Source organism: Streptococcus shenyangsis, from assembly GCF_006385785.1.
GTDB lineage: Bacteria > Bacillota > Bacilli > Lactobacillales > Streptococcaceae > Streptococcus > Streptococcus shenyangsis.
This window is the reverse complement of the sequence record NZ_VFSH01000001.1, coordinates 206,728-232,240: the sequence shown is the minus strand read 5'-3', so window position 1 is coordinate 232,240 and position 25,513 is coordinate 206,728. Positions and strand designations below refer to the sequence as shown.

16 protein-coding genes and 1 pseudogene are annotated in these 25,513 nt (G+C 40.3%); 16 read left to right on the top strand and 1 reads right to left on the bottom strand.

Annotated elements, in window-relative coordinates; translation table 11 throughout:
* Window positions 1–111 precede the first annotated feature (111 nt).
* The 12 genes from glpK (at window position 112) to adcA (ending at window position 12,558) form a co-directional block, all read left to right on the top strand.
* Window positions 112–1,620: a glycerol kinase GlpK gene (gene glpK / locus FJR77_RS01190; protein WP_140833985.1), complete on the top strand. Its 1,509-nt coding sequence runs from the start codon at window positions 112–114 to the stop codon at window positions 1,618–1,620.
* Between the two features lie 41 nt (window positions 1,621–1,661).
* Window positions 1,662–3,488, top strand: a complete 1,827-nt coding sequence (gene glpO / locus FJR77_RS01185; protein WP_140833987.1) for a type 1 glycerol-3-phosphate oxidase — start codon at window positions 1,662–1,664, stop codon at window positions 3,486–3,488.
* Window positions 3,489–3,558: 70 nt separating this feature from the next.
* Window positions 3,559–4,263, top strand: a complete 705-nt coding sequence (locus FJR77_RS01180) for an MIP/aquaporin family protein (RefSeq protein WP_140833988.1) — start codon at window positions 3,559–3,561, stop codon at window positions 4,261–4,263.
* Between the two features lie 226 nt (window positions 4,264–4,489).
* Window positions 4,490–4,621 carry a teichoic acid D-Ala incorporation-associated protein DltX gene (locus FJR77_RS01175; protein WP_000813666.1) on the top strand — a complete coding sequence of 44 codons (132 nt, stop codon included), beginning with the start codon at window positions 4,490–4,492 and terminating at the stop codon, window positions 4,619–4,621.
* A gap of 20 nt (window positions 4,622–4,641) precedes the next feature.
* Complete coding sequence (gene dltA / locus FJR77_RS01170; RefSeq protein ID WP_061759627.1) at window positions 4,642–6,192, top strand: D-alanine--poly(phosphoribitol) ligase subunit DltA; 1,551 nt, start codon at window positions 4,642–4,644, stop codon at window positions 6,190–6,192.
* The gene (gene dltB, locus FJR77_RS01165) at window positions 6,189–7,433 is read left to right on the top strand and encodes a D-alanyl-lipoteichoic acid biosynthesis protein DltB (RefSeq protein ID WP_060805984.1); all 1,245 of its coding nucleotides are present in this window, start codon (window positions 6,189–6,191) and stop codon (window positions 7,431–7,433) included. The genes dltA and dltB overlap by 4 nt, the downstream gene beginning before the upstream one ends.
* A gap of 13 nt (window positions 7,434–7,446) precedes the next feature.
* Window positions 7,447–7,686: a D-alanine--poly(phosphoribitol) ligase subunit DltC gene (dltC, locus tag FJR77_RS01160; protein ID WP_000351967.1), complete on the top strand. Its 240-nt coding sequence runs from the start codon at window positions 7,447–7,449 to the stop codon at window positions 7,684–7,686.
* Window positions 7,679–8,947, top strand: coding sequence for a D-alanyl-lipoteichoic acid biosynthesis protein DltD (dltD, locus tag FJR77_RS01155; protein ID WP_140833990.1), 1,269 nt, complete (start codon window positions 7,679–7,681; stop codon window positions 8,945–8,947). The genes dltC and dltD overlap by 8 nt, the downstream gene beginning before the upstream one ends.
* A 152-nt stretch (window positions 8,948–9,099) precedes the next feature.
* Entirely contained in the window at window positions 9,100–9,540 is a 441-nt protein-coding gene (gene adcR / locus FJR77_RS01150) for a zinc-dependent transcriptional regulator AdcR (protein WP_001249312.1), read from the top strand.
* On the top strand, window positions 9,540–10,244 hold the full coding sequence (locus FJR77_RS01145; protein ID WP_140833991.1) for a metal ABC transporter ATP-binding protein: 705 nt from the start codon (window positions 9,540–9,542) through the stop codon (window positions 10,242–10,244). Before adcR ends, FJR77_RS01145 begins: the two co-directional genes overlap by 1 nt.
* The gene (locus FJR77_RS01140; RefSeq protein ID WP_049551168.1) at window positions 10,237–11,043 is read left to right on the top strand and encodes a metal ABC transporter permease; all 807 of its coding nucleotides are present in this window, start codon (window positions 10,237–10,239) and stop codon (window positions 11,041–11,043) included. The genes FJR77_RS01145 and FJR77_RS01140 overlap by 8 nt, the downstream gene beginning before the upstream one ends.
* 9 nt (window positions 11,044–11,052) lie before the next feature.
* Window positions 11,053–12,558, top strand: a complete 1,506-nt coding sequence (adcA, locus tag FJR77_RS01135) for a zinc ABC transporter substrate-binding lipoprotein AdcA (RefSeq protein ID WP_140833993.1) — start codon at window positions 11,053–11,055, stop codon at window positions 12,556–12,558.
* Window positions 12,559–13,158: 600 nt separating this feature from the next.
* Here the strand turns inward: adcA and FJR77_RS01130 are convergent.
* Window positions 13,159–14,016 carry a 5'-nucleotidase, lipoprotein e(P4) family gene (locus tag FJR77_RS01130; protein ID WP_049532988.1) on the bottom strand — a complete coding sequence of 286 codons (858 nt, stop codon included), beginning with the start codon at window positions 14,014–14,016 and terminating at the stop codon, window positions 13,159–13,161.
* Window positions 14,017–14,273: 257 nt separating this feature from the next.
* On the opposite strand from FJR77_RS01130, the gene FJR77_RS01125 reads away from it, so the two are divergent.
* The 4 genes and pseudogenes from FJR77_RS01125 to FJR77_RS01110 form a co-directional block, all read left to right on the top strand.
* A complete protein-coding gene (locus FJR77_RS01125; RefSeq protein ID WP_004235732.1) occupies window positions 14,274–15,158 on the top strand; it encodes an SPFH domain-containing protein in 885 nt (294 codons plus the stop codon).
* 788 nt (window positions 15,159–15,946) lie between these two features.
* Window positions 15,947–16,087: pseudogene (locus FJR77_RS01120) on the top strand (alpha-L-fucosidase); the annotation flags it as partial.
* A 100-nt stretch (window positions 16,088–16,187) separates the two neighbouring features.
* Window positions 16,188–17,111: an Rpn family recombination-promoting nuclease/putative transposase gene (locus FJR77_RS01115; protein ID WP_140833995.1), complete on the top strand. Its 924-nt coding sequence runs from the start codon at window positions 16,188–16,190 to the stop codon at window positions 17,109–17,111.
* A 397-nt stretch (window positions 17,112–17,508) separates the two neighbouring features.
* Window positions 17,509–25,513 (top strand): DUF1542 domain-containing protein (locus tag FJR77_RS01110; protein ID WP_216629097.1); only part of this gene is annotated, 8,005 nt, incomplete at its 3' end.

The following is a 25,513-nucleotide window of genomic DNA, read 5'->3' as shown; positions in this document are numbered from 1 at the left end:
CACATTTTTTTAAAAATTAAAAAAAGTTGATAAACAAGAAAGCGCTTTATTTTGTATACTAGTTAGTGTAAAGAGGAGACATCCTCAAGATCTTTATGAGGAGGACATCACATGTCACAAGAAAAATACATCATGGCTATTGACCAGGGAACAACAAGTTCTCGTGCCATCATTTTCAACAAAAAAGGGGAAAAGGTTAGCTCTAGTCAAAAAGAGTTCACTCAAATTTTCCCTCACGCAGGTTGGGTAGAACACAATGCTAATGAAATTTGGAACTCTGTTCAGTCAGTTATTGCGGGTGCTTTCATCGAAAGTGGTGTCAAGCCAAATCAAATCGAGGCAATCGGGATTACCAACCAGCGTGAAACAACGGTTGTCTGGGATAAGAAAACAGGGCTTCCTATCTACAATGCTATCGTTTGGCAATCACGCCAAACTGCTCCTCTGGCTGAACAACTGAAAAACCAAGGTTATGTGGAAAAATTCCATGAAAAGACTGGTTTAATTATCGATGCTTACTTCTCAGCTACCAAGGTTCGTTGGATTTTGGACCATGTAGAGGGTGCTCAAGAGCGAGCTGAAAAGGGTGAATTGCTCTTTGGTACCATTGATACTTGGTTGGTTTGGAAATTGACAGACGGTGCGGCTCACGTGACGGACTACTCAAACGCAGCTCGCACCATGCTTTATAACATTAAAGAACTCAAATGGGATGATGAGATTCTGGAAATTCTCAACATTCCTAAGGCTATGCTTCCGGAAGTTCGTTCTAACTCTGAAATCTATGGTAAGACAGCTCCATTCCATTTCTATGGTGGAGAAGTGCCAATCTCAGGTATGGCAGGGGACCAACAGGCAGCTCTCTTTGGACAGTTGGCCTTTGAACCAGGTATGGTTAAAAATACTTATGGAACAGGTTCTTTCATCATCATGAACACTGGGGAAGAAATGCAGTTGTCTGAAAACAACCTCTTGACAACAATTGGTTACGGAATCAATGGCAAGGTCTACTATGCTTTAGAAGGTTCTATCTTCATCGCAGGAAGTGCGATTCAATGGCTTCGTGATGGTCTTCGCATGGTTGAGAATTCACCAGAATCTGAAAAATACGCTCGTGATTCTCACAACGATGATGAAGTTTATGTCGTTCCAGCCTTTACAGGTCTAGGTGCTCCATACTGGAACCAAAACGCTCGTGGTTCTGTCTTTGGTTTGACTCGTGGAACAAGTAAGGAAGACTTTATCAAGGCAACTCTTCAATCAATTGCTTATCAAGTACGTGACATCATCGACACCATGCAAGTGGATGCGCAGACAGCTATCCAGGTCTTGAAAGTAGATGGTGGTGCAGCTATGAACAACTTCCTCATGCAGTTCCAGGCCGACATTTTGGGAATCGACATCGCACGCGCCAAAAACTTAGAAACAACAGCTCTAGGGGCAGCCTTCCTAGCAGGTTTGTCAGTGGGCTATTGGAAAGACTTGGATGAGTTGAAACTCTTGAATGAGACAGGAGAACTCTTTGAACCATCTATGAACGAATCCCGCAAGGAACAACTCTACAAAGGCTGGAAGAAGGCTGTGAAAGCAACTCAAGTCTTTGCGGAAGTAGACGACTAATACTGGGAGAATAAAGCGACTCAGTTAGAAAGTGTGTAAGTATGGAATTTTCAAAGAAAACACGTGAATTATCAATTAAAAAAATGCAGGAACGTACCCTGGACCTCTTGATTATCGGTGGAGGAATCACAGGGGCTGGTGTAGCTTTACAGGCAGCAGCTAGTGGTCTAGATACTGGTTTGATTGAAATGCGGGACTTCGCAGAAGGAACATCTAGCCGTTCAACAAAATTGGTTCACGGAGGTCTGCGTTACCTCAAACAATTTGACGTAGAAGTGGTATCAGATACAGTTTCTGAACGTGCAGTGGTTCAACAAATCGCTCCACACATTCCAAAACCAGATCCAATGCTCTTGCCAGTTTACGATGAAGATGGAGCTACCTTTAGCCTCTTCCGTCTGAAAGTAGCCATGGATTTGTACGACCTTTTGGCAGGGGTTAACAATACGCCAGCTGCTAACAAGGTCTTGAGCAAGGAAGAAGTCTTGGAACGTCAACCAAACTTGAAGAAAGAAGGCTTGGTAGGAGGTGGGGTTTACCTTGACTTCTGTAACAACGATGCACGTCTCGTGATTGAAAACATCAAACGTGCCAACCAAGACGGTGCCCTCATTGCCAACCACGTTAAAGCAGAAGGCTTCCTCTTTGACGAAAGTGGCAAGATTACAGGTGTCGTAGCTCGTGATTTGTTGACAGACCAAGTCTTTGAAATCAAGGCCCGTCTGGTTATTAACACAACAGGTCCTTGGAGCGACAAGGTACGCAATTTATCTAATAAGGGAACACAATTCTCACAAATGCGTCCAACTAAGGGAGTTCACTTGGTAGTGGATTCAAGTAAGATTAAGGTTTCTCAACCAGTTTACTTTGATACAGGTTTGGGTGATGGTCGTATGGTCTTTGTTCTCCCACGTGAAAACAAGACTTACTTTGGTACAACAGACACAGACTATACAGGTGATTTAGAACATCCAAAAGTAACTCAAGAAGATGTTGATTACTTACTTGGTATTGTAAACAACCGCTTCCCAGAAGCAAATATTACTGTTGCTGACATTGAAAGTAGCTGGGCAGGTCTTCGTCCATTGATTGCAGGCAATAGCGCTTCTGACTACAATGGAGGAAATAACGGAACCATTAGTGATGAAAGCTTTAACAACTTGATTGCGACTGTTGAATCTTATCTTTCTAAAGAAAAAACGCGTGAAGATGTTGAGTCTGCTGTCAGCAAGCTTGAAAGCAGCACATCTGAGAAGCATTTGGATCCATCTGCAGTTTCTCGTGGTTCTAGCTTGGACCGTGATGATAATGGTCTCTTGACTCTTGCTGGTGGTAAAATCACAGACTACCGTAAGATGGCTGAAGGAGCTATGGAGCGCGTGGTTGAAATCCTCAAAGCAGAATTTGATCGCAGCTTTAAACTCATCAACTCTAAGACTTACCCTGTTTCAGGTGGAGAATTGAACCCAGCAAATGTGGATTCAGAAATCGAAGCCTTTGCGCAACTTGGAGTGTCACGTGGATTGGATAGCAAGGAAGCCCACTATCTCGCAAATCTATACGGTTCAAATGCACCGAAAGTCTTTGCCCTTGCTCATAGCTTGGAACAAGCGCCAGGACTCAGCTTGGCAGATACTTTGTCACTTCACTATGCAATGCGCAATGAGTTGGCTCTTAGCCCAGTTGACTTCCTTCTTCGTCGTACCAACCATATGCTCTTTATGCGTGATAGCTTGGATAGCATCGTTGAGCCAGTTTTGAATGAAATGGGACGATTCTATGACTGGTCAGAAGAAGAAAAAGTAGCCTACCGTGCGGATGTCGAATCAGCTCTTGCTAACAACGATTTAGCAGAATTAAAAAATTAAGAAAAAATAAAAGAGGTGGCGGGTAGGACTCCTAGTCTACCCTCTCCTCCTTTTTAATGGAGACAGAAAGATGATGAATGAATTATTTGGAGAATTTCTAGGGACTTTAATCCTGATTCTTCTAGGAAATGGTGTTGTTGCAGGTGTGGTTCTTCCTAAAACCAAGAGCAACAATGCAGGTTGGATTGTGATTACTATGGGTTGGGGGATTGCAGTTGCAGTTGCGGTCTTTGTATCTGGGAAGCTCAGTCCAGCTCATTTAAACCCAGCTGTGACAATTGGTGTGGCTTTAAAAGGTGGTTTGCCTTGGGCTTCCGTTTTCCCTTACATCCTAGCTCAGTTCGCAGGGGCTATGCTGGGTCAGGTTTTGGTTTGGTTGCAATTCAAACCGCATTATGAGGCAGAAGAAAATGCAGGAAATATCTTGGCAACCTTCAGTACTGGACCAGCCATCAAAGATACTGTATCAAACTTGATTAGCGAAATCATTGGAACCTTTGTTTTGGTCTTGACAATCTTTGCTTTGGGTCTTTACGACTTTCAGGCAGGTATCGGAACCTTTGCAGTAGGAACCTTGATTGTTGGTATTGGTCTATCACTAGGTGGGACAACAGGTTATGCCTTGAACCCTGCGCGTGACCTTGGACCTCGTATCATGCACAGCATCTTGCCAATCTCAAACAAGGGAGACGGAGACTGGTCTTATGCTTGGATTCCTGTTGTAGGACCTGTTATCGGAGCAGCCTTGGCTGTGCTTGTATTCTCACTTTTCTAATCTAGAAAACAATTATTTTTGATAGGGCTTGAGATGGAAATCTCAGGCTTTTTTTAAAAATATGCATAGAAAAACCGCATAATCCTTAAAACAAGCTGAAATGTAGTGAAAATGTACGGTAAACAATTGAAAAAACACCCTAGAAAGTGGTACAATGGTAGAAAAATACTATAGTAAGAGTTCATCTTATTTTAACAAAAATTACAGAAATGAATGGTTTTTCTTGATGAAACAAAGAAAAGAATTGTACCTTTTTCTTGGTCGGACAGCCTTGTATTTTCTTATCTTTCTAGGGCTGCTTTACTTCTTTAGCTATCTTGGTCAGGGTCAAGGAGGCTTTATCTATAATGAATTTTAACTTGAAGGAGAACCCCTATTGTGTCAAATAAACCAATAGTAGATATGATTGAAACCATTGAGCATTTTGCTCAGACACAGCCTAGCTATCCTGTTTATAATGTTTTGGGGCAGGAACACACTTATGGAGATTTAAAGACTGATTCGGATAGTTTGGCTGCAGCCATCGATCAACTGGATTTACCAGAGAAGTCTCCTGTAGTCGTTTTTGGAGGCCAAGAATATGAAATGTTGGCAACTTTTGTAGCACTGACTAAGTCAGGACATGCCTACATTCCCATTGACAGCCATTCGGCCTTGGAGCGAGTTTCGGCAATTTTAGAAGTAGCAGAGCCAAGCTTGATTATTGCGATCTCAGACTTCCCATTGGAGCAGGTTTCTACACCAATGATGACTCTAGCTCAGGTTAAGGAAGCCTTTGCTCAAGGAAATAGCTATGAGATCACGCATCCAGTCAAGGGTGATGATAATTACTACATCATCTTTACTTCTGGTACGACTGGTAAGCCTAAGGGAGTGCAGATTTCACATGATAACCTCCTCAGCTTTACCAATTGGATGATTACGGACAAGGAATTTGCGACGCCAAGTCGTCCACAAATGCTGGCTCAGCCACCTTACTCATTTGACCTGTCTGTCATGTACTGGGCGCCGACCTTGGCACTGGGTGGTACGCTTTTTGCCCTTCCTTCAGCCATTACTCAGAACTTTAAGCAACTCTTTGCGACCATCTTTTCATTGCCAATCGCTATCTGGACATCAACCCCTTCTTTTGCAGATATGGCCATGTTGTCAGAAGACTTTAATAGCGAGAAAATGCCTGGTATCACGCATTTCTACTTTGATGGCGAAGAATTGACGGTCAAAACGGCTCAAAAACTGCGCGAACGTTTCCCGCATGCTCGTATTATCAATGCCTACGGCCCAACAGAAGCGACAGTGGCTCTGTCAGCAGTTGCCGTGACAGATGAGATGTTAGCGACTCTCAAACGCCTCCCAATCGGCTATACCAAGGCTGATTCTCCAACATTTATCATTGATGAGGAAGGTAATAAACTACCAAATGGGGAACAGGGAGAAATCATTGTTTCTGGACCAGCTGTGTCAAAAGGCTATATGAACAATCCTGAAAAAACAGCGGAAGCCTTCTTTGAGTTCGAAGGACTGCCAGCCTATCACACAGGCGATGTGGGAACTATGACAGATGAGGGCTTGCTTCTCTACGGCGGACGCATGGACTTCCAGATCAAGTTCAACGGTTACCGCATTGAGTTGGAAGATGTCTCTCAAAACCTTAATAAGTCTCGCTTTATCGAGTCTGCTGTTGCTGTTCCACGTTATAATAAAGACCACAAGGTACAAAATCTACTAGCCTATGTCATCTTAAAAGATGGTGTCCGCGAGCAGTTTGAACGTGATATCGATATTACCAAGGCGATTAAGGAAGACTTGACAGACATCATGATGTCCTACATGATGCCGTCTAAATTCCTTTATCGAGATAGTTTGCCACTGACTCCAAATGGAAAAATTGATATCAAAGGATTGATTAACGAGGTGAATGAGAGATGATGGAGTTCTTTCAACAGCTTCCTCATTTAGAGCCATACGGCAATCCTCAGTATTTTGTCTATGTGATTGCTGCAACCTTACCTATCTTTATTGGCCTCTTTTTTAAGAAACGCTTTGCCTGGTATGAAGTGCTGGTTAGCCTCTTCTTTATCGTCACCATGTTGGTAGGTGGGAAGACTAATCAATTGGCTGCCTTGGGTATCTACCTTTGCTGGGAGATATTGCTCTTGCTTTTCTACAAGCATTATCGAAAAAGTAAGGATGGCAAGTGGGTCTTCTATCTAGTTAGTTTTCTGTCCCTCCTTCCGATTATCTTTGTCAAGGTGCAACCAGCTATCAATGGAACACAGTCTTTGCTTGGGTTCTTGGGAATTTCTTACCTGACTTTTCGTTCGGTTGGGATTATCATCGAGCTGAGAGATGGAGTGATTAAGGATTTTACCCTCTGGGAATTCCTCCGCTTTCTACTCTTCATGCCGACTTTTTCAAGTGGTCCAATTGATCGCTTTAAGCGTTTTAATGAAAATTATCAGACCATTCCTGAGCGGGATGAGTTGATGGATATGCTGGATGAATCTGTTCGCTATATCATGTGGGGCTTTTTGTATAAGTTTATCCTAGCTCATGTTTTAGGAGAGACCTTGTTGCCTCCTCTGAAGAATTTAGCCTTGCAATCAGGTGGTTTCTTTAACCTCTATGCTTTAGCGGTTATGTATACCTTTGGTCTGGAGCTCTTCTTTGACTTTGCAGGTTACTCTATGTTTGCCTTAGCCATCTCAAACTTAATGGGAATCCGTAGTCCCATTAACTTTAACAAGCCCTTTTTATCAAGGGATTTAAAGGAGTTTTGGAATCGTTGGCACATGAGTCTTTCTTTCTGGTTCCGTGACTTTGTGTTTATGCGGATGGTCATGGTATTGACCAGAAAGAAGGTCTTTAAAAATCGTAATGTAACCTCAAGTGTGGCCTACATTGTAAATATGCTGATTATGGGATTTTGGCATGGAGTGACCTGGTACTATATCGCCTATGGCCTCTTTCATGGGATTGGACTGGTTATCAATGACGCTTGGATTCGCAAGAAAAAAACGCTCAATAAGGAGCGGAAAAAAGCAGGGAATGCTACTCTACCTGAGAATCGCTGGATTCAGTTGCTTGGCATGGTTGTCACCTTCCATGTCGTCATGCTATCATTCTTAATCTTTTCTGGATTTTTGAATGATTTATGGTTTAAAAAATAAAAGGAAATAAAATATGGATATCAAATCAGAAGTTATCGAAATTATTGATGAATTGTTTATGGAAGATGTTTCTGACATGATGGATGAAGATCTTTTTGATGCAGGTGTCTTGGATAGCATGGGAACGGTTGAATTGATTGTGGAGATTGAAAACCGTTTTGACATTCGTGTCCCTGTAACAGAGTTTGGTCGTGATGACTGGAATACAGCTAATAAAATCATAGCTGGTATTGTGGAGCTACAAAATGCTTAAACGCTTATGGATGATCTTCGGACCGGTCTTGATAGCTGGTTTGTTGGTTTTTCTGCTCATTTTCTTTTATCCTACTGAGATGCGTCATAATCTAGGAGCTGAAAAGCGTTCAGCGGTGGCTACTACTATCGATAGTTTTAAGGAGCGAAGTCAAAAGGTCAGAGCTCTATCTGATCCAAATATGCGTTTTGTTCCCTTCTTTGGCTCTAGTGAATGGCTTCGTTTTGATGGTGCTCATCCTGCGGTATTAGCTGAGAAATACAATCGCTCCTACCGTCCTTATCTTTTAGGACAGAGGGGAGCTGCATCGCTTAACCAGTATTTTGGAATGCAACAGATGCTGCCACAACTGGAGAATAAACAAGTTGTATATGTTATCTCGCCTCAGTGGTTCAGTAAAAATGGCTATGAACCAGCTGCCTTCCAGCAGTATTTTAATGGAGACCAGTTGACCAGTTTTCTGGAAAATCAATCTGGAGATCAGGCTAGCCAATATGCAGCGACTCGCTTACTGCAGCAGTTTCCAAATGTAGCTATGAAGGACCTGGTTCAGAAGTTGGCAAGTAAAGAAGAATTATCGACAGCAGACAATAAAATGATTGAATTATTGGCTCGTTTTAACCAACACCAAGCTTCCTTTTTTGGCCAGTTTTCGGTCAGAGGCTATGTTAACTACGATAAGCATGTAACCAGATATTTAAAGACATTGCCAGACCAGTTTTCTTATCAAGCGATAGAAGATATTGTTAAAGCAGATGCTGAAAAGAATACTTCCAATAATGATCTGGGAATGGAAAATTATTTCTATAATACGCAGATCAAGAAGGATTTGAAGAAATTAAAGGACTCTCAGAAAAGCTTTACCTATCTTAAGTCGCCAGAGTATAATGACCTGCAGTTGGTTTTAACTCAATTTTCCAAATCTAAAGTAAACCCGATTTTTATTATTCCACCTGTTAATAAAAAATGGATGGACTATGCTGGTCTACGAGAGGATATGTACCAACAAACGGTGCAGAAGATTCGCTACCAGTTAGAAAGTCAAGGTTTTACCAATATAGCAGATTTTTCTAAGGACGGCGGGGAGCCTTTCTTTATGAAGGATACTATCCACCTTGGTTGGTTGGGTTGGTTGGCTTTTGATAAGGCAGTTGATCCTTTCCTATCCAATCCTACACCAGCTCCGACTTATCATCTGAATGAACGCTTTTTCAGCAAAGATTGGGCGACATATGATGGAGATGTCAAAGAATTTCAATAGATAATAATGTAGAAGAGTTCAAGAATGAAGCCTATTTTCACGTTTTTTCTTGACTCTTTTTTTGCTTGTGATATAATTAACTGGTAAATAAAATTCCAAAGAATAGTATTTTTCTCTTAAAAAAGAGAAGTCCAAAAGGAAAGGAGTCAGATATGAGACAGCTAGCGAAGGATATCGATGGCTTTTTGAATGAGGTGATTTTACAGGCGGAAAACCAACATGAAATCCTAATAGGTCATTGTACTAGCGAGGTAGCTCTGACCAATACCCAGGAGCATATCCTCATGCTCTTATCGGAGGAATCTTTAACAAATTCAGATTTGGCTCGTCGTCTCAATGTCAGTCAGGCGGCAGTTACCAAGGCCATTAAGTCTTTGGTCAAGGAAGGGATGTTGGAAACATCTAAAGATCCGAAGGATGCGCGTGTGATTTTTTATCAGTTGACTGATTTGGCTCGTCCAATTGCTGAGGAGCACCACCATCACCATGAGCATACACTTTTAACCTATGAACAAGTGGCGACTCAGTTTACTCCAAATGAACAAAAAGTGATTCAGCGGTTTTTGACTGCTTTAGTAGGAGAAATCAAATAATGAGATATATTACGGTAGAGGATTTATCTTTCCATTATGATAAGGAGCCCGTTCTTGAACATATCAATTATAGTGTTGATAGTGGGGAATTTGTTACCTTGACAGGGGAGAATGGGGCAGCTAAGACGACACTGATCAAGGCTAGTCTTGGTATCCTCCAACCACGCATTGGCAAGGTGACTATTTCAAAGACAAATACACAAGGTAAGAAATTGAGAATAGCCTATCTTCCCCAACAGATTGCCAGTTTTAATGCTGGTTTTCCAAGTACGGTTTACGAATTTGTCAAGTCGGGTCGCTATCCGCGAAAGGGCTGGTTCCGTCGCTTGAATGCTCATGATGAGGAGCATATCAAGGCTAGTCTGGACTCAGTTGGCATGTGGGAACACCGAGACAAACGCTTGGGCTCTCTCTCAGGGGGACAAAAGCAGCGAGCGGTGATTGCGCGTATGTTTGCTTCTGATCCAGATGTGTTTATCCTAGATGAGCCGACAACGGGGATGGATGCAGGAAGTAAAAACGAATTTTACGAACTCATGCACCACAGCGCCCATCATCATGGCAAGGCTGTTTTGATGATTACTCATGACCCTGAAGAAGTTAAGGACTATGCGGACCGCAATATTCATCTAGTCCGTAACCAAGACTCGCCATGGCGTTGTTTCAACGTTCATGAGAATGACCAGGAGGTGGGTCATGCTTAGTTTATTATCTTATGACTTTATGCAACGCGCCTTTCTGGCGGTTATTGCCATGAGTCTTTTCTCGCCAGTATTGGGAACCTTCCTTATCTTGCGTCGTCAGAGTTTGATGAGTGATACCCTCAGCCACGTCTCGCTTTCGGGTGTAGCCTTTGGGTTGGTTCTGGGGATTTCTCCGACTATTTCAACTATTGCTATTGTCTTGATTGCGGCGGTCTTTTTGGAGTATCTCCGTACGGTTTACAAGAGCTTTATGGAAATTGGGACAGCTATCCTCATGTCAACGGGTCTGGCTGTTTCTCTGATTGTCATGAGCAAGGGTAAAAGCTCTAGTTCTATGAGTTTGGACCAGTATCTTTTTGGTTCGATTGTGACTATTAGTGAGGAGCAGGTCATTTCCCTCTTTGTCATTGCGGCGGTTGTTTTGATTTTGACCTTCCTCTTCCTTCGTCCTATGTATATCTTGACTTTTGATGAGGATACGGCCTTTGTGGATGGTCTGCCAGTTCGTACCATGTCTATTCTTTTTAACATGGTGACAGGGGTGGCCATTGCCCTTATGATTCCTGCTGCAGGAGCTCTTTTGGTATCGACTATCATGGTCTTGCCAGCTAGTATTGCCCTGCGTCTGGGGAAAAACTTTAAATCGGTTATGCTGCTTGCCAGTGCTATTGGATTTTTGGGAATGGTAGCAGGACTTTACATTTCCTACTATGCAGAAACACCTGCAAGTGCAAGTATTACCATTATTTTTGTAACTGTCTTTATACTAATCAGTTTAGTAAGACGTTTTATCAAATAGGAGACGAACGTGAAAAAAATTAGCTTATTGCTAGTCAGTCTATGTGCCTTGTTTTTAGTGGCTTGTTCCAATCAAAAGCAGGTGGATGGTAAACTAAATATCGTGACAACCTTTTATCCTGTCTATGAATTTACCAAGCAAGTCGCAGGAGATAAGGCTAATGTGGAACTCCTAATCGGTGCTGGTACAGAACCCCATGAATACGAACCGTCTGCCAAGGCAGTTGCCAAAATCCAAGACGCAGATACCTTCGTTTATGAAAATGAAAACATGGAAACATGGGTACCTAAATTGTTAGATACTTTGGATAAGAAAAAGGTCAAAACCATCAAGGCTACAGGCGATATGTTGCTTTTGCCAGGTGGAGAGGAAGAAGAGGGAGACCATGACCATGGAGAAGAAAGCCATCACCATGAGTACGATCCCCATGTTTGGTTATCACCAGTTCGTGCCATTAAACTTGTAGAACACATCCGTGATAGTTTGTCAGCAGCTTATCCTGATAAAAAAGAGACCTTTGAGAAGAATGCTGCTGTTTATATCGAAAAATTGCAAGCCTTGGATAAGGCTTATGCAGAAGGTTTGTCTCAAGCCAAACAAAAGAGTTTTGTAACGCAACACGCAGCCTTTAACTATCTCGCTTTAGACTATGGACTCAAACAAGTCGCAATCTCAGGCATCTCTCCAGATGCAGAACCATCAGCTGCTCGTCTGGCAGAATTGACAGAGTACGTTAAGAAAAATAAAATTGCCTATATCTACTTTGAGGAAAATGCCTCACAGGCCCTTGCTAACACACTTTCAAAAGAGGCAGGTGTCAAAACAGATGTCCTCAATCCTTTGGAAAGTCTGACAGAAGAGGACACCAAGGCTGGCGAAAACTATATTTCCGTTATGGAGAAAAACCTCAAGGCTCTGAAACAAACAACGGACCAAGAAGGCCCAGCAATTGAGCCTGAAAAAGCAGAGGATACCAAAACAGTCCAAAATGGTTACTTTGAGGATACAGCTGTCAAGGATCGCACCTTGAGTGACTATGCAGGTAACTGGCAATCAGTTTATCCTTTCCTTGAAGATGGCACGTTTGATCAAGTCTTTGACTACAAGGCTAAGTTGACTGGCAAGATGACTCAGGCTGAGTACAAGGCCTACTATACAAAAGGCTATCAGACAGATGTCACTAAGATTAACATTACTGATAATACTATGGAATTTGTTCAAGGTGGACAAATCAAGAAATATACTTATAAGTATGTTGGAAAGAAAATCTTGACTTACAAGAAAGGCAATCGTGGTGTGCGCTTCCTCTTTGAAGCGACAGATGCTGATGCTGGACAGTTCAAGTATGTTCAGTTTAGTGACCACAATATCGCCCCAGTTAAGGCAGAACATTTCCATATCTTCTTTGGAGGCACAAGCCAAGAAGCCCTCTTTGAAGAAATGGATAACTGGCCAACCTACTATCCAGATAACCTATCTGGCCAAGAAATCGCCCAAGAAATGTTGGCGCATTGATGAGAAACCGACTAGTTCATAGGAGCTAGTCGGTTTTTAGATATTAGATGGCTAACTTCATTATAGACCTTTCCAGAACTGTAAAAAATAAATAAAGCTCTTGAAATATCTGGACCTGTATGTTAGAATAAACTCGATAGGCAAGGTTCATTAGAACACCAAAGCCCCTAACTATGCCAGTAGTTAAGGGCTTTTTTGACGTATCTTAGCGATTTAACGGGTGTTGATAGGCTAGTCACTCGGTCTGCTTCTTACCATCTAGCCATTTGCAAACGAAATACAAGATAATTCCTGCGAAGACGTCTGCTATAATAGTAAGAACGAGCTCTATGATAAGGCTCTCACGAACCGTAAGGAACGTAATCGGTAACCGATGACAAAAATAGTATACCACAATAAATTTAGCTCATCAACCTCACTTAATGCTTGAAATACAGGGTCTAGGCGACAAAGTCTTTAAAATCAAAAAACGTATAGTATCAGATGTTATATCAATCATAAAAGTAGATAGGAAAGTTTTCTGATTATCAGAATTCCTTCCTATCCACTTTTTGAAGATTGTAAGTTAACCTAATTTTATGTAGAATCAACTTATTTGTTTTATTTATCAAAACCTTGCAAGGCTTTTTGGCGTTCTTCTACTTGACCTTTAGCATCTAGTTTGTTACCACCGTATACAGCTGATTCCCATGATCCGTACATTGGATTTGGGAAGATGATGAATTTTTCACCGAATTCTTTTTGCAATTCTTCAAGTTGTTTATCACGGTCAGATTCAGAAGTCTTAGAAAAATCTGCAAAGTCTACGAGGTTATCACCAAACAATAAGATAAGATTTGTTTTTTCTTGAACTTTTTGGCGACGACCTTCTTTGGATTTTACACCACTTTCTAAGAACATGAGATGATCACGTCCTTGAACAGGAATTCCTTCACTTTCAAGATTTTTAATAGTAGCATCCACTTGATTAGCTGAGCGGTCAGAAATATAGTAGATTTGGACACCGTTTTGATCAGCAAACTGAAGAAAATCCTTGGCTCCAGGGACGGCTTTTGCTGCAGCTTTTTGAACCCAAACATCCCAATTTTCGGGTGTGAATGCTGTACCGTCTTTGACATTTTGTACTTGATAAGGGCTATTATCTAGGACAGTTTCATCCAAGTCTAAAACGATAGAGTAAGGTTTGTCTGATTCTGTTTTGAGCAATTCCTTTAGGTGATTTGTTGCAACGTTATAACCCTGTATGTATAAAGCTTTAGTTTCAGCTGATTTTTGGTACCAAAGGGTTGACATAGTGTTTTCTCTTGACCGTAGTTGGTCATATGTCATTGTAATTTGATTATCAGATGAGCTATTATTGCTTGTCTGTGTTTCTGTGGACTTTGTTGCACAACTAGCCAATAAGACGACAGAAGCAAGTGCAGAAAGGATTGTAACAGTAGTTTTTGCTGTTTTCATGAAATATCTCCCATTATTAATTTCAATCACTAGTATAGCACGAAGGAAAAGTTAAGGCAAGTTATTCCCTGACTATTGATGTAGATTCTATAGAAGTTAATGTAATGAAAAAAGCGATTACTAACTTGAAATGTAGTTTCACCTCTAATTATTGACATTTCAGGAAAAATTGCAGTAAAAACTGCACAACCTTCTTTAAATGTGCTATAATACAGGAAAAAATAATAATGGAGGTCACGATAATGGCAACATTTTTGATGATTTTTGTGGTGGTTTGTGTGCTCCTATTGGTGATAGTCACACTGAGTACAGTTTATGTGGTTCGTCAGCAGTCGGTGGCGATTATTGAACGCTTTGGGAAATACCAAAAGGTTGCCAATAGCGGTATTCACATTCGCTTGCCTTTTGGGATTGACTCGATTGCAGCGCGGATTCAGTTGCGCTTGTTGCAAAGTGATATTGTGGTTGAGACTAAGACCAAGGACAATGTGTTCGTTATGATGAATGTGGCGACCCAGTACCGTGTCAACGAGCAGAGCGTGACAGATGCTTACTATAAACTCATGCGTCCTGAATCTCAGATTAAATCTTATATCGAAGATGCTCTTCGCTCTTCTGTTCCCAAATTAACCTTGGATGAATTGTTTGAGAAAAAAGATGAGATTGCCCTTGAAGTTCAACATCAGGTAGCAGAAGAAATGACTACTTACGGTTATATTATTGTGAAAACCTTGATTACAAAGGTTGAACCAGATGCAGAAGTCAAGCAATCCATGAATGAAATCAATGCGGCGCAACGTAAGCGGGTCGCAGCGCAAGAATTGGCGGAAGCAGACAAGATTAAAATCGTCACTGCAGCTGAAGCCGAAGCAGAAAAAGATCGCCTTCATGGTGTGGGGATTGCCCAACAACGTAAAGCCATTGTGGATGGACTGGCAGAGTCTATCACAGAACTCAAGGAAGCCAATGTTGGCATGACAGAAGAACAAATCATGTCCATCCTCTTGACCAACCAGTACTTGGATACCTTGAATACCTTTGCTTCTAAAGGAAATCAAACCATTTTTCTACCAAATACGCCAAATGGGGTAGATGATATCCGTACACAAATCTTGTCAGCCCTCCGTGCTGAGAAGAAATAATAGACTAAAGAGCTTGGCAACAGGCTCTTTTTGCATTGCGTTTGTTAAGAAAAGCAAAGAACATTGATATACATTTAACTAAAATTATTGTATGTTGTTTTCCTTAATTTGGAATGATAAGGGAATAACTAGAAAGATTTGTGAATACAAACTATTTCTGATATACAGTAATAATGAATATTCAGAGAGATGGTTTTTGCGCTTGTGTAAGATTTGACCTTGTTTCTTAAAAATTACAGTTTGTATGAACATGAAGTGATTATCAGACTTTTCCACAGATTTATAAGAGTGGGAATAGCTCATTAACCTTAGAGATAATAGACAACTGAGAGTGAAATGGTTCCTAAAAATTGGGTAATTCACAGAAGTTATCAACAACTTGTGGATAATCATGTGTATATATCTGCTTAACTATTTTTTGAATTGATAGTCTATTTCATGTAGAAAATTAAAGGGAGGAAGTACGGCAATATTTGTAAACACTACTGTTTCATACTTTTCAAAAATCTCTTCAAACTAGGTCAGCTTCCTATTTTGCTCTTTGATTTTCATTGAGTATCACTTGTTGACGAGGAGAGAATTTTAATTATTAGCTAGGAGGGAGGATCTTCGGTAGAGAATAGTAGTTAGTTAGAAAAGTCAAGACTTTTCACACGGTAATAAGAAACTTTTGAGGATGTTTAGTTATTAACAACTTTATCCACAGCTGTGGATAAAGTTGTTAATAAGAGGGTGTAGTTCAAAATAGTAATCCTTTAGAAACTAAGATTTGAGCTTAAAATCCGTCATTTCAAGCTGGGGAAACCAAAAAAGATCTGATCATACTAACTCTGTACTTTGCTACTGATAGAACTTTGAATTTTTATCGAAATCTGAATGTGGATAGACAACTGGTTGATCAAGCTCATATTTTAGTTGAAACGAGATAAAATATTTTCACAATTCATTTCCTTTCCGAATAAATAGATAGAACCATCGAATCTAGTAAAATTAGATTTAAAACTGTGGTATAATAAGAGGAGGAAATGGATGACTTTAAGACATCCGGGCATCAGCCCGACCAATGATTTGGTAGCTAAGAAAATTTTCAGCAATCCAGAAATCACTTGTCAATTTATCCGCGATATGCTGGACTTACCAACCAAAAATGTAACTATTTTGGAGGGAAGCAATATTCATGTCTTGCCTTCCCTGCCGTACTCGGCTCAGGATTTTTATACCAGTATAGACGTCTTAGCGGAGTTGGACAATGGGACACAGGTTATTATCGAAATACAAGTCCATCATCAGAATTTTTTCATCAATCGCCTGTGGGCTTACCTTTGCAGTCAGGTCAATCAAAACTTAGAAAAAATTCGCCAACGAGAAGGTGATACCCACCAGAGCTATAAACATATTGCACCAGTATATGCTATCGCTATCGTAGACAGTAATTACTTTTCAGATGACTTGGCTTTTCATAGCTTTAGTATGCGGGAGAACACGACAGGTGAAGTCTTAACCATCACAAATAACGGTCAAGAAAACCATTTGGTCAAGATGGCGTTCTTAGAACTAAAAAAATATAGAGAAACCAGCAAAGACGAGGTTCGTAAGCCGTGGTTGGAGTTTTTCGGGAATAAACCCTTTACTCAAGAACCCGAGCGAGCCATCAGTCAGGCAGATCAACTGCTGGACTACAAAAGCTGGTCCGAGGAGGACAGAAAAATGTTTAGTCAACTACGTATGCGCGAAGAACAAGCGTTATTGGCTCAGGATTATGCCTTGGAGACTGCTAGGGCGGAAGGTCTTGAACAAGGTTTAGAGCGTGGTCTTGAACAGGGACTGGAGCGTGGGAAAGCTGAAGGAAGTTTCGCTATGTTAGCAAATCTAGTCCGTCAACAGCTACTGACATCTGAAGTTGCTAGCCAGCAATTGGGCATGACTGTCGCTGAGTTTGAGGCTTTACTATAAATGAGAATGGGAACATGTTATCGAACTAGATAGCATGTTTTATTTTGGGCTAATAGTCAATGCTTGTTTTTAAACTTACTCTGATTCTAATTATATATATGTAATATCTTCTGCAATTACGTATAAATCGAACAAAAATACAATAGTATAATATAGAGATTAAATATATATTCAAACGTAAAAAAATGCAAATTTAAATTGTCTGAAAATTCCTTGCTTTCCCAAAACGCTTTTTTTTTTGCAAAAATTTGAAGTCAAAAAGTTTGCATATATATTGAAAATAGGGTAGAATACGAATGTAGGTTTCTGCATGCATAAGAGAATATTGCTTATTCGTTTTAAGTAATAAATTTTGTTATGTAGAAGCTAAATCAACTAATTCCAAAAGGAGAATAAAATGGAACACAAAAATCCCATGAGTCGTGTTGAACGTTTGCACCGTGAAAAAGTCACGCGTTATTCGATTCGTAAATATAGCTTTGGAGCGGCTAGTGTAGCGGTCGCTGCTCTTTTCATGTTCTTAGGTAATGGAGCTGTATCAGCTAATGAGCTAAGCAAACAAGATACACCATCTGTAGAAGCTTCAGCGCCAGCCTCTGAAAACAAACCAACTTCGGAAGAGGCTACTGCTAAACCAGCAGAAGCAGTAACACCAGCTTTGAATAAAACTCAACTTGAAAGCTACATTTCAGAAATTGAGACAAAACTTTCTAACGGTTCTTACGATAACAAAACGGAAGAAAGTGTTGCAGTATTAAAAGCTGACTTAGAATCTGCAAAAGCTACATTAGCGAATGCAACTACTCAAGCTGAACTAAAAAAAGCTTACAGTAAACTTGTCACTACAGCTAACACTAAATTAAAAAATAAACCTGTAGAGAAAAAAGAAACTCCAGCAGTAGACACTACTAACGGAAAAGAAACTGTAGGTAAAAAAGCAGAAAACACTGAGAAAAAATCAGAATCTAACTCTATCGAAAATACCGGTTCAAAAGACGAACGTAATGGACAAGCATTAGACAAAAACAATGCTTTCCGTGCGGAAACACCTGAAACTCAAGGTAACTTTACTTATTCTATGGAATATTCTAATTCTAATAAAAAAGAAATTTACCTTTATAATGAAGAAGACGCAGACATCGATATCACAGTTAACTCAACGGCTGGAGATATTACTAAAGCAACAGTTAAAAGTGGAAGTGGTCAGTTCTTACTAAAATCTAAGAGAGATGCAGTAAAAGCTGGTACGAAACCTCAACCTGTTGAAGAAGAAAATGAAATAGATGGTTTTGGTTGGACTTATCGTCAGACACTAACTTCAACTAAAGGTCCAGTAACAATTAAAATAACTGGTAAACCAAATGATGAATTTAAAGGACTTTCAGTTTACAAAAAAACTGAAGATCAAAACGCAGTATTAGGAGCAAGATATTTACAACTTGAAAATTCTAATGGTGAAAAGCTGGCTGCAGGTAGCAACTTAAAAGCTCCTGGTGGGTTCAACTTAGTTGTTAAATCTCAAACATATAAATACGATATTCAACCAGTAGCAGAGGAGAATAAAGTTCCTGTTGCTGATATTAACAGCTTAACTGCGCCTGAGATTACTAAAATCAAAGAGAAAATTAAGATTCAATATTCTGATACTGCAACTAGAGAAGATGCTCGACTAGCGTCTCACAAAGGGGAAGTCTTAGCAAATAGATCTTCAGTAGTAAAAAACATCGATGTTGCAAGTGGAACAGTCACAGTTACCTATAATGATGACTCAGTAGACACTACTCCAGTTGCAAATGTAGCACGTGTAAACGCAGCGCCAACAGTAGAAATTCCTTTCTCTGTAGATGGTAAAAAAGACGTTTACGTATATGCTAATGAAGATTTCGATATTCCTATTAAATTTAAGGATGACAATGGGAAAGTAGCATCAGCAACAATAACCCGCGGTGGAAATGTAGAACAACCACCTAAAGATGCATTAAATCCAAATATTTTAAATAATGAGTTTAATACAACAGTTGAAAAAATTTCAACTGAAACAGTAGCAACAGCTGAGACCCCTGCTATTGTAAAAATTAAAGGTAACATTTCAAAAGACAATTCTGGAATTTCTGCAAGTTTATTCCCTAAAACAGCAGAAGGAGAGCTGAAAATTGTAACTCGCTATGCAACGGCTACAGATACTGATGGTGCCTATATCAAAAATACTGCAACAGAGCAGGCATATGCAAGTGATCCAGGATCATTCACTATCAAATTAAAAGCTCAAACAGCAAAATATGATATTAAAGATCCAGAGACAAAAGTTACTGTAGCAAATGCTAATAATATCACAGAAGACGAGTTTAACCAGATTAAAAATAGTATTAAGATTCAATACTCTACTACAAACCCAGATAAAAATCTGACTGATAAACAAGGTAAAGATGTTGAAAACCAAAATGAGCGTATTGAAAGTATTACTAGAGAAGGAAATAATGTTGTAGTAACATATAAAGATGGTTCTAAAGATACAAAAGCATTAGCAGATTTTGTAAACGTAGCTCCAAAAGTAGCACTTCCATACTCGAATGAAGCTAATAAACAAATCTATGTTTATACAGGTGAAAACACTGATTTAACTTTCAAAGGTACAGATGAAAATGAAGTGAAAGATCTATACCTACGTGGACCTGGAGATATTTCAGGGAATAATGCAGCAGGCTATGGATTACCAACAGGTAAAGTTGAAAATGGTGCAGTGACTGGAGAAGGTTCAGTATCTGAAGATAAAAGAACTGCTACTATCAAGATGACTGGTAAAACTAATCTACCAGCTGGGCAACAGTGGACAAGTTTTATTGTTTCTAAAGACAACGATGGTAAACTTTCAAACACTGATTATAGAGCGCTAGATAAAGATCCTAATGCGAGACAAAAACCAGGATACGCTCACTTCCTAGTTAAAAATCAAACATTTAAATACGATATAGCGACTCCAACAGAAAAAGTAGCTGTAACAGACCCAGCTAACGTAACGCAAGATGAGTTAGATAAAATCAAAGAAAAATTACAAATTGAGTATTCTAAGCGTAATGATGATGCTAACTTAGCAGAGAAAAAAGGTAAAGCTGTAGATGCTGAAGATGCTAAGACTAAGATTAAATCAGTAGAAAAAGATGCTAATGGAAATCTTGTAGTAACATACACAGACGGATCTAAAGATACAAGATCATTATCAGAATTCGTAACTCTTGATAAACAACCAGCTATTGAGGCAGTAGAAAAAGCAGCAGAAGCCAAAATTGACGAGATTAATAAAACTCCAAATGCTACTGATGACGAGAAACAAGCAGCAATCGATAAAGTAAATGCTGATAAGAAAAAAGCTCTTGATGAAATAGCGAAACCTGAAGTTACAACAAAAGAAGCATTAGATACAGCTAAAACAGCTGGTACTACTGCAATCGTAGGAGATAATCCAGTAGTAGCGAAGAAAGATGCAGCAAAAGCAGATGTTGAAACAGCTCGTAAAGCTAAAGAAGATGCAATTAAAGCAAATCCAAATCTAACACAAGCAGAAAAAGATGCAGCTATTGCGAAAAATAATACGGCAGCAGAAGAAGCAACTAAAGCTATCGACTCTGCAACAACAAACGATGCAGTAGATAAAGCTAAGGAAGCTGGTACTGGAGAAATTGCGAAAGTAAACCCAGTAGCAAAAGCAGCAGCTAAGAAAGCAGTTGCGGATGAATTAGCTGAGAAAGAAAAAGCAATCGATGCACGAACTGACTTAACTGACGCAGAAAAAACAGCAGCTAAGGACGATGCAAAAGCGAAAGCAAAAGCAGCAACAGACGCTATTAATGCACAGCCAGATAACGCAGAAACACCAGAAGCAGCAACAACAGCACAAACAGCAGTAAATAATGCTAAAGATAAAGGTGTAGCAGATGTTAAAGCTGTAAACCCAGTAGCGAAAGAAGCAGCTAAGAAAGCAGTTGCGGATGAATTAGCTGAGAAAGAAAAAGCAATCGATGCACGAACTGACTTAACTGACGCAGAAAAAACAGCAGCTAAGGACGATGCAAAAGCGAAAGCAAAAGCAGCAACAGATGCAATCGATGCTCAACCAAGCAACGCAGCAACGCCAGAAGAAGCAGCAACAGCACAAACAGCAGTAAATGGTGCAAAAGATAAAGGTGTAGCAGATGTTAAAGCTGTAAACCCAGTAGCGAAAGAAGCAGCTAAGAAAGCAATCGCAGATGAATTAGCTAAGAAAGAAAAAGCAATCGACGGACGTACTGACTTAACTGATGAAGAAAAAGCAGCAGCTAAGGACGACGCAAAAGCGAAAGCAAAAGAAGCAACAGATGCAATCGATGCTCAACCAAGTAACGCAGCAACACCAGAAGAAGCAGCAGAAGCACAAACAGCAGTAAATGGTGCAAAAGATAAAGGTGTAGTAGATGTTAAAGCTGTAGATCCAGCAGCGGCTAAGAAACCAGAAGCTAAGAAAGCAGTTGATGACGCTCTTAAAGCTAAAGTAGCTGCAATTGACGCACGTGAAGACTTAACTCCAGCAGAAAAACAAACAGCTAAAGATAAAGCAGCAGCAGAAGCTAAGAAAGCAACAGATGCAATCGATGCAGCAACAACAGATGCAGCAGTAGATACAGCTAAAACAGCAGGTACTGGAGAAATTGCGAAAGTAAACCCAGTAGCGAAAACAAAAGCTAAAGAAGAAATCGCAAAAGAGTTAGCTAAGAAAGAAGAAGCAATCGATGGACGTACTGACTTAACAGATGCAGAGAAAGCAAAAGCTAAGGAAGACGCAAAAGCGAAAGCAAAAGAAGCAACAGACGCTATTAATGCACAACCAGATAACGCAGAAACACCAGACAAAGCAGCAGAAGCACAAAAAGCAGTAGATGGTGCAAAAGATAAAGGTGTAGCAGACGTTAAAGCTGTAAACCCAGTAGCTAAAGAAGCAGCTAAGAAAGCAATCGCAGATGAATTAGCTGAGAAAGAAAAAGCCATCGACGGACGTACTGACTTAACTGATGAAGAAAAAGCAGCAGCTAAGAAAGATGCGCAAGATAAAGCTAAGGAAGCAACAGATGCAATCGATGCTCAACCAAGTAACGCAGCAACACCAGAAGCAGCAGAAAAAGCACAAACAGCAGTAAATGGTGCAAAAGATAAAGGTGTAGCAGATGTTAAAGCTGTAGATCCAGCAGCGGCTAAGAAACCAGCAGCTAAGAAAGCCATCGACGACGCTCTTAAAGCTAAGGAAGATGCAATTGACGCTCGTACAGACTTGACAGATGACGAGAAGAAAGCAGCGAAAGATCTAGCTAAAGATGCAGCAGATAAGGCTAAAGCAGCAATTGATGCAGCAACAACAGATGCAGCAGTAGATACAGCTAAAGACGCTGGTACTGGAGCAGTTGAAGCAATCAATCCAGAAGCCAAAGCTAAACCAGAAGCTAAGAAAGCTATTGATGACGCTCTTAAAGCTAAGGAAGACGCAATTGACGCTCGTACAGACTTGACAGATGACGAGAAGAAAGCAGCTAAAGAAGCAGCTAAAGAAGCAGCAGATAAAGCTAAAGCAGCAATTGATGCAGCACCAAGCAATGCAGAAGTAGATAAAGCTAAAGAAGCAGGAACTGGTGAAATTGCAAAAGTTAACCCAGTAGCTAAAGAAGCAGCTAAGAAAGCAGTAGCGGATGAATTAGCTAAGAAAGAAGCAGAAATCGCTGGCCGTAACGATCTCACAGATGAAGAGAAAGCTAAAGCCAAAGAAGAAGCTCAAGCAAAAGCTAAGGAAGCAACAGATGCAATCGATGCTCAACCAAGCAACGCAGAAACACCAGAAAAAGCAGCAGAAGCGCAAACAGCAGTAGATGGTGCTAAAGATAAAGGTGTAGCAGATGTTACAGCAGTAAATCCAGCAGCAACTAAGAAACCAGAAGCTAAGAAAGCAATCGATGACGCTCTTAAAGCTAAGGAAGCAGCAATTGACGCTCGTACAGACTTGACAGATGACGAGAAGAAAGCAGCTAAAGATGCAGCTAAAGATGCAGCAGATAAAGCTAAAGAAGCAATTGATGCAGCACCAAGTGATGCGGAAGTAGATAAAGCTAAAGAAGCTGGTACTGGAGCAGTTGAAGCAATCAATCCAGAAGCCAAAGCTAAACCAGAAGCTAAGCAAGCAATCGATGACGCTCTTAAAGCTAAGGAAGCAGCAATTGACGCTCGTACAGACTTGACAGATGACGAGAAGAAAGCAGCTAAAGATGCAGCTAAAGATGCAGCAGATAAGGCTAAAGAAGCAATTGATGCAGCACCAAGCAATGCAGAAGTAGATAAAGCTAAGGAAGCTGGTACTGGAGCAGTTGAAGCAATCAATCCAGAAGCCAAAGCTAAACCAGAAGCTAAGCAAGCAATCGATGACGCTCTTAAAGCTAAGGAAGCAGCAATTGACGCTCGTACAGACTTGACAGATGACGAGAAGAAAGCAGCTAAAGATGCAGCTAAAGATGCAGCAGATAAGGCTAAAGAAGCAATTGATGCAGCACCAAGCAATGCAGAAGTAGATAAAGCTAAAGAAGCTGGTACTGGTGAAATCGCCAAAGTTAACCCAGTAGCTAAAGAAGCAGCTAAGAAAGCAGTTGCGGATGAATTGAAAGCTAAAGAAGCAGAAATTGCTGGCCGTAACGACCTCACAGATGAAGAGAAAGCTAAAGCCAAAGAAGAAGCTCAAGCGAAAGCTAAGGAAGCAACAGATGCAATCGATGCTCAACCAAGCAACGCAGAAACACCAGAGAAAGCAGCAGAAGCTCAAACAGCAGTAGATGGTGCTAAAGATAAAGGTGTAGCAGATGTTAAAGCTGTAGATCCAGAAGCCAAAGCTAAACCAGTAGCTAAGAAAGCCATCGAAGATAAATTAGCAAAACAATTGGAAGACATTGCTAACACTCCAGATGCTACAGATGATGAGAAGAAAGTTGCAGCAGATGCAGCTAAAGCTCTAGCAGAAGGAGCTAAGAAAGAAATCGATAAAGCTGGAACAGATGCAGAAGTTAAGCAACTTCAAGAAGAAGCTGAAGGTGAAATCGAAAAATCTGTACCTGTTGTAGAAGATAAGCCAAATGCACGTAAAGCAATTGAAGATGAAGCAAAAGCTAAGAAAGAAGCAATTGATGCACGTACAGACTTAACTCCTAAAGCTAAAGAAGATCTTAAAGCTCAAGTAGATGCAATCGCAGATCAAGCTAAGAAATCTGTAGATGCAGCTAAAACATCAGAAGCTGTTGATGGAATTGAAGAGTCAGATAAAGCGGCTATTAAAGCTGTAGGTGAAGTGAATATTCCGGCTGATAAAGTTCTTGTAAATAATCCAAGTGCTTTAACAGATGATGAAAAAGCTAAGGTCTTAGAAGCTGTTAAGAAAGTAAATCCAGATGCTAAAGAAATTACTCAAGACGCAGATGGAAATGTTACTGTTACAACTCCAGATGGGCACAAAGAAATCATCACTCCTGAGCAAGTAGTGAAAACTGCAGCTACAGCAAATGATCCAAAAGCAGGCAACGATATCGTTAAACCAGCGGATAAAGTAGTTGTAAATGATCCAGCTAAGTTGACAGATGCTGAGAAGGAGAAAATTAAAGCAGCAGTTGAAGCTGTAAATCCAAACTCAATTGTAGTAGTTGATGACAAAGGAAATGCTAAAGTTTCAACTCCAGATGGTCAAACACAAGTTATTCCTGTAGAAGAATTAGTACGTACTGTTGAAGATACTAAGAAACCAAATGCAGGTAACGACATCGTTAAACCAGCAGATAAGACTGTAGTAGCAAATCCAGAAAAACTTACAGATACTGAGAAGAAAGCAATCGAAGATAAAGTTAAAGCTGTAAACCCAGATGCAACAGTAGTTGTAGATGACAAAGGAAATACGACAGTCACAACCCCAGAAGGTAAGACAGCCGTAATTCCAGCAGCAGACTTGACGAAAGATCCAGAAACTGCAACTAAACCAAATGCAGGCAACGACATCGTTAAACCAGCAGATAAGACAGCAGTTAAAGATCCAGCTAACTTAACTCCAGAAGAGAAGAAAGCGATCGAAGATAAAGTTAAAGCTGTAAATCCAGGTGCAACAGTAGTTGTAGATGATAAAGGAAATGCGACAGTTACAACCCCAGAAGGTAAGACAGCCGTAATTCCAGCAACAGACTTGACGAAAGATCCAGAAGCTGCAACTAAACCAAATGCAGGCAACGACATCGTTAAACCAGCAGATAAGACAGCAGTTAAAGATCCAGCTAACTTAACTCCAGAAGAGAAGAAAGCGATCGAAGATAAAGTTAAAGCTGTAAACCCAGGTGCAACAGTAGTTGTAGATGATAAAG